Origin of the sequence: Geomonas sp. (genome assembly GCF_035254065.1) — a bacterium.
Taxonomy (GTDB): Bacteria; Desulfobacterota; Desulfuromonadia; order Geobacterales; family Geobacteraceae; genus Geomonas.
Map to the genome: position 1 here is coordinate 1 of NZ_DATFBA010000281.1, position 5739 is coordinate 5739.

The 5739-nt window shown below is 62.3% G+C and carries 5 protein-coding genes; 4 read left to right on the plus strand and 1 reads right to left on the minus strand.

Features of this window, described 5'->3' with window-relative positions; all coding sequences use genetic code 11:
• Positions 1-392: type II secretion system protein N (locus VJ604_RS13005; protein ID WP_324083179.1), on the minus strand; the 392-nt coding region annotated here is incomplete at its 3' end.
• 434 nt (positions 393-826) lie between these two features.
• Between VJ604_RS13005 and mqnB the strand changes: the two genes are divergently transcribed.
• From mqnB to VJ604_RS13025, 4 genes are all read left to right on the plus strand, one after another.
• Complete coding sequence (gene mqnB, locus VJ604_RS13010) at positions 827-1567, plus strand: futalosine hydrolase (RefSeq protein WP_324083181.1); 741 nt, start codon at positions 827-829, stop codon at positions 1565-1567.
• Between the two features lie 253 nt (positions 1568-1820).
• Positions 1821-2660 (plus strand): 1,4-dihydroxy-6-naphtoate synthase, encoded by an 840-nt coding sequence (locus VJ604_RS13015; protein WP_324083182.1) that lies wholly within the window; start codon positions 1821-1823, stop codon positions 2658-2660.
• Between the two features lie 215 nt (positions 2661-2875).
• Positions 2876-5059, plus strand: coding sequence for a PAS domain-containing protein (locus tag VJ604_RS13020; protein ID WP_324083184.1), 2184 nt, complete (start codon positions 2876-2878; stop codon positions 5057-5059).
• A gap of 108 nt (positions 5060-5167) precedes the next feature.
• The gene (locus VJ604_RS13025; protein WP_324083187.1) at positions 5168-5638 is read left to right on the plus strand and encodes a septal ring lytic transglycosylase RlpA family protein; all 471 of its coding nucleotides are present in this window, start codon (positions 5168-5170) and stop codon (positions 5636-5638) included.
• Positions 5639-5739 lie beyond the last annotated feature (101 nt).

Below are 5739 nucleotides of genomic sequence, written 5' to 3' on the forward strand. Positions count from 1 at the left end.
AGGCGGAAGACCCTTTCCTCGTGGGAGGACCCCTGCGCCACCAGGGCGAAGGTCTCCCGGAAGGAGCCGACCGCGGTCCCGAGCAGGGTAAGGTCGTTCACCGAGGCGGGCGGCGGAGCCGCTGCTCCCTGGGCCGGACCCTGGGCGGCCGCCACGATGGGGGTTAGTTTCCCCTGGGTCGCCTTGCCGAACAGCCCCTTCTCGAGGATGGAGCCGTAGCTCTGCAGGTCCTCGGAGGCCACGGCCGGCTGGACCGGGGCGGCGGCTTTGGGGGCTGTCCTGGGGGAGAGTGCCGAGATTTTGAAGCTGATCAGATCGGCGGTGATGAGGGCGGCCACTGCGATCAACAGTACGGCCAGCAGTATGTTCAGGGGGAGAATCCACCGCGGCATGAGGGGCCCTTTTCCGGTTAGTGTTAGAACGGTCTGAATATATTAAATGCACTTGCGTTATGCAACAAAAAAGGGGGTTCCGGTGCGGCCATTTCCGCCCCGACGGGCGGCTCCTGTCCTGCTCGCCGACATGCCTCTCTTTCCTTTCCGGGTGCCTCATTGCGGTGAGCTGGCTGGAGGGGGGAACATCGATGGTCTGCGCGGCGAGCCGTTCTGATCCGAATGCCAGGTCAGCAAGAGCCATGCCCCGCCAATGCTGACGCAGGTTTACGGCGTTAACGGAGCAGAAGTGTCAAAAATCCTGACAAAAACGGGTGAAAAGGGCGGGCGCGTCGAGCGGTGACGGTTTTTTGACAATTCCCCTTCTTCACCTTGAAGTTGCCGGCGCTGCTATGGTAGACTTCAGCCTTTATCCTTCTCTGCGGGTGCCAGTAATGAAGCCAATCGTCGTCACCGCCTCCACCGAAATGGAGCTCTCCCTGCTGGTGCAGAAACTCTCCGCCCAAGCTGACCATGGGCTTGGCCATCTTGCCGCCTTCCGTGGTGAGGCCGGCGGCAGGGAGGTCGTGCTGGCGGTCACCGGTATCGGCAAGGTCAATGCCGCCTCGGCGGCAACCCTGCTTCTGGATCGCTTGCAGCCGGAGTTGCTGATCAATACCGGCTGCGGGGGCGCTTTCCCGCTGGCTGAACTCTCCGTGGGCGACCTGGCGATCGCCTCCAGCGAGACCTTTGCCGACGAGGGGGTGCAGACCTGTGAGGGGTGGAGAGGACTGGAGCTGATCGGCATCCCGGTATGCGAGCTGCGGGGTGAGCGGCTGTTCAACACCTTCCCGCTGGCCGCGGGGCTGGCAGCCTCTGCCGTGGAATGCGCCGCCGGCCACGGCTTCCGGGCCAAGCTGGGCCCCTTCCTGACCGTTTCCACCTGCAGCGGCTCGGCCGCCCACGGGGAAGAGCTGCTCACTCGCTATGCCGGCATCTGCGAGAACATGGAAGGGGCCGCTCTCGCCCAGGTGGCCCACCTCTACGGGGTGCCATTCCTGGAGGTGCGCGGGATCAGCAACCTGGTGGAGGACCGCGATCTTTCCCGCTGGGACCTGAAGCTTGCCGTCGGGCAGGTGCAGCGGTTCCTGTTGGAGTACCTGAGGTTCCCGTCGGTGGCCGCCGCGGCTCGTTGAGTCAAGCTCTGCGTTGACGGGTAATGCGGTTGACGTAGACGGTGAAGCTGAATAAGAAAAAATAAGCTGCCGTTTCATTTACTGACTTAAAACTAGTGTTTTCTTGGTTTATAATTCCATGGTAATATTAGCTTGTTCTTTGTCTGTATATGTCAGCTCTCTATGAGTTATAGAAGAAGGGCTGAGACAGATAGGTCAGGTTCCACAGACAGAGACAACCAGAAACGAAGGTTACCTGATGCACGGAAATAGCATGCTGAGCAGGAATCTTACTCTTGGCTTCTCCCCCTGTCCGAACGACACCTTCATCTTCGATGCCCTCGTGCACGGACGGGTGGATTGTGACGGCTTGACCTTCACGGAGCGCCTGGAGGATGTGGAGACTCTCAACAAGCTGGCCCTTTCCGCGGTGCTGGACGTGTCCAAGATCTCCTATCACCTGCTCGGGCACATCCTCGATGACTACCTGCTGCTGAGGTCGGGGGGCGCGCTGGGACGCGGCTGCGGGCCGTTGCTGGTCGCGCGCGAGCCGCTCGATGCGACCCGCCTGGCCGGCCGCAGGATCGCGCTGCCGGGTCGCTACACCACGGCGGCGCTGCTGCTGAGACTGTTCGATCCTTCGCTGACCGAATTCGTCTACCTACCCTTCGACCGGATCATGGCGGCGGTGGCGGACGGTTCGGTGGACGCGGGAGTGATTATCCACGAGTCGCGTTTCACCTATCCCTCCTACGGACTCACCAAGGTCGTCGACCTGGGGGAGTGGTGGGAGCAGGAGACCGGCCACCCGATCCCGTTGGGGGGCATTGCCGCCCGCCGCAGCCTGGGGGAGGACATCCTGTCGGCGCTGGAGCGCGGCATCGAAAAAAGCGTGGCCTTTGCCTTCCAAAATCCGGGAGTCGCCCGCCCCTATATTCGCGCCCATTCCCAGGAGATGAGCGACCAGGTCTGCGACGCCCACATCGGCCTGTACGTGAACGATTTCTCCAGGTCCCTGGGCGAAGAGGGGGAGGCCGCCGTTCAACTGTTGCTCGAACGGGCCGCGGCGGCGGGGATCGTCCCCCCCCGCAGGCAGCCGCTCTTCATCGGCTAGCGCGGCCTTATGTATGTATCCCCTCGCCCCTTTAGGGGAGAGGGTGCCCGAAGGGCGGGTGAGGGTGCCCCCCTCTGCCGGAAAAGCCCCCTCACACCCAGCCCCATCCCCTATAGAAACAAGGGGGGAAGCGTTGAAAAGAGAGTGCGCATCAAGTTTTTCCTTTTTCAGCCGAAGCGTCCCTCGGAGTGGTCGCAGTAAGGCGGAGGATTTGGATGTCTAAACTGTTGCAGTGGAAATGGCATATCGTCACCACCTTCGGGTGTTTCGTCCTCTTCTGGATCGGGGACGCCCTGATTGACGCCCTCTCCTTCGGCGGCGAATCCTTCCTGCACGAACTCCTCTCGGTGGAACCCCGCGAGCTGTACATGCGGACCCTCACCTCGCTGCTGCTCGCCCTTTTCTTCCTGTTCCTGGAAGTCTTCTCCGAACGACGCCGCAACACCGAATCCCTCCTCAGGCACTCCGACCAGCTTGCCAGCACCTTCTTCGAGACCACCGGCGACGCGGTCTGCATCATCGACACCGCCACCTTGACCATCGCTTCCGCCAACGCCATCTTCTGCCAGCGCTATGCAATTTCGGAGAAGGAGATGGTGGGGCAGAGCCTGGCCGACCTGGTGGCCGCCCGCCGGCTCCCCCGGGAGATGCAGTCCCAGGTCGAGGAGACGGTGGCCGGCGGATCACCGCTCACTCGCGAAATCAGCCACGAAGTGGAGGGGGGGAACCGTCAGTACGAGGAGATGTTGACCCACCCGATCGGCGGCGGCCAGAGCGTGCTGCAGGTGACCCGCGACATCACCATGCGCCGCAACGCCGAGGCGCTGCTCAGGGAATCGGAGGCGAGATACCGGGCCATCTTCGACAACACCGGCACCGCCATGGCCATCATCCGCCCCGACGGCACCCTGCACATGGTGAACCGCGGCTTCGAGGCGGTCACCGGCTTTGGCAGGAAGGAGCTGGAGGGGATAAAGCGCTGGACCGAGTTCATGGCGGGCGGCAACGGCGCCCTCCTCCCCGACGGCTTGACCGGTCGGGAAGGGGAGGCGAGGCAGAACCTCGAACTGCAGATCCTCGACCGTTTCGGCAACGTCAAGGTGATGGCCGGCAACTGGGCGGTGATGGCCGGCACCGAGCACGCGGTGCTCTCGCTGGTGGACATCAGCGCCCAGAAGACGGTAGAGCAGGCCCTGAGGGAGAGCCAGGCCTCGCTGGCCGTGGCGCAGCAGATCGCCGGGCTGGGGAGCTGGGAGTGGGAGGTCACCACCAACACCCTCACCTGGTCCGACGAGCTCTATCACCTGTTCGGGGTCGACTCCGCGACGTTCGTTCCCAGCTACGAGTGGTTCCTGGACGTCATCCATCCGGACGACCGGGAGATGGTGATCAGGGCGATCAACGACGCCCTCTACAACAAGAAGCCGTTTCGGACCGACTACCGGCTGTTGCTCCCCAACGGGGCGCTCCGCACCCACTCCACCTGGGCCGACGTCACCTACGACCGGGACGGCAATCCCCTGCGCCTGATCGGCCTCAACCAGGACATCACCTGGCGCACCGAGGCGGAACAGGCGTTACGGATCTCGGAGGAGAAGTTCTCCAAGGCCTTCCGCGCCAGCCCGGACTCCATCGTGATCACCCGCGCCCAGGACGGCATGTACATCGACGTCAACGAGGCCTTCGAGAAGATCACCGGCTACCGCAGGGAAGAGGTGCTGGGCAAGACCTCGCTGGAGCTGCAGCTGTGGGTCGACCCGGACGCGCGCATGGTGATGCTCAGGCTGATGAACCAGTTCGGGCACGTGCGCAACCTGGAGGTCCGCTTCCGGGTCAAGTCGGGCGAGATCCGGGAGCTGTTGTGGTCGGCCGACGTGATCGAGTACCGGGGCGAGGCCTGCCTGATCGCCATCTCGCGTGACGTGACCGAGCAGAGGCACCTGGAGAAGGAGCTCCTGGAGAGCGAGGCGCGGCTTTTCATGAAACACGAGGAGCTGAAAAACCTCTTCCACCAGATGGAGGCGATCCGCCTGGAGTGGGAGGAGACCATGGACTGCATCAGCGACATGTTCATCCTCACCGACAAGTGGGGGAAGGTGCGCCGCTTCAACCGGGCGGTGGAGACCTTCACCGGCCTGGCCCACCGCGACATCGTGGGGCGCGACTGGCTCCCGCTGCTGGAGGAGTTCGGGCTCAAGCCCCACCTGGAGTCTCCCGGCGTGGAACTCGCGCACCCGCAAAGCGGCAAGCGCTTCGTCCTCAACCGTTACGCCTTCCCTACCGCCGACATCGACGGCTCCACCAGGGAAGTGATCATCATCACCGACACCACAGCCATCCGTCTGCGGCAGTCCCAGCCCCCCCTCCGGCTGGCCGGCAAGGTACACCATCCTCATTAGCAAAAATCCTTTTAAAAATAATGGTTTAGGCGATTTTGACGTCATTTTTCCTTGACGCCGCTTGCTTGCTGTGATATATGAACACCTCGCCCAACAAAGGAGGTGCGCATGGCATCACCCGAGCGGAGCCGCGGGCTGCTATGGATTGTCCTGGCATGCCTGATGCTCCTCCCGATCCACACGCTTCCCCTGCTGGCCGCAGAACAGGTAGTAGAAACTCCGGCTGTAACAAACGTAGCACCGCAGAACGCAGAAACGCAGAAACCGTCGTTGGCGAAGAAGCTGGTAGGTTTTGCGACCTACTATGCCAAGAAGTTCCAAGGGAGACGGACCACCTCAGGTGAACGGTATCATCCTGAGAAGCTGACCGCCGCCCATCAGAGCCTCCCGCTCGGTACCAAGATCCGGGTGCGGAACCTCGCCAACAACAAGGAAGTCACGGTTGTGGTAAATGACCGTTGCCGCAGAAGAGGATTCCCGTTCATTGATCTTTCACGGGCTGCGGCAAAGAAGCTAGGATTCTTCGGGGCGGGAAAGGCCAATGTGGCCATCATCCCGCTGAAAGAGGATGAATCCTGAATCAAAAAAAATATATGGGCGAGCAGTAAGGAAAAAGGCCGGGGAAAACTCCCCGGCCTTTTTCTGTTGCAGCTTCGGGCCTTGCCGTCTACTGGAAGACG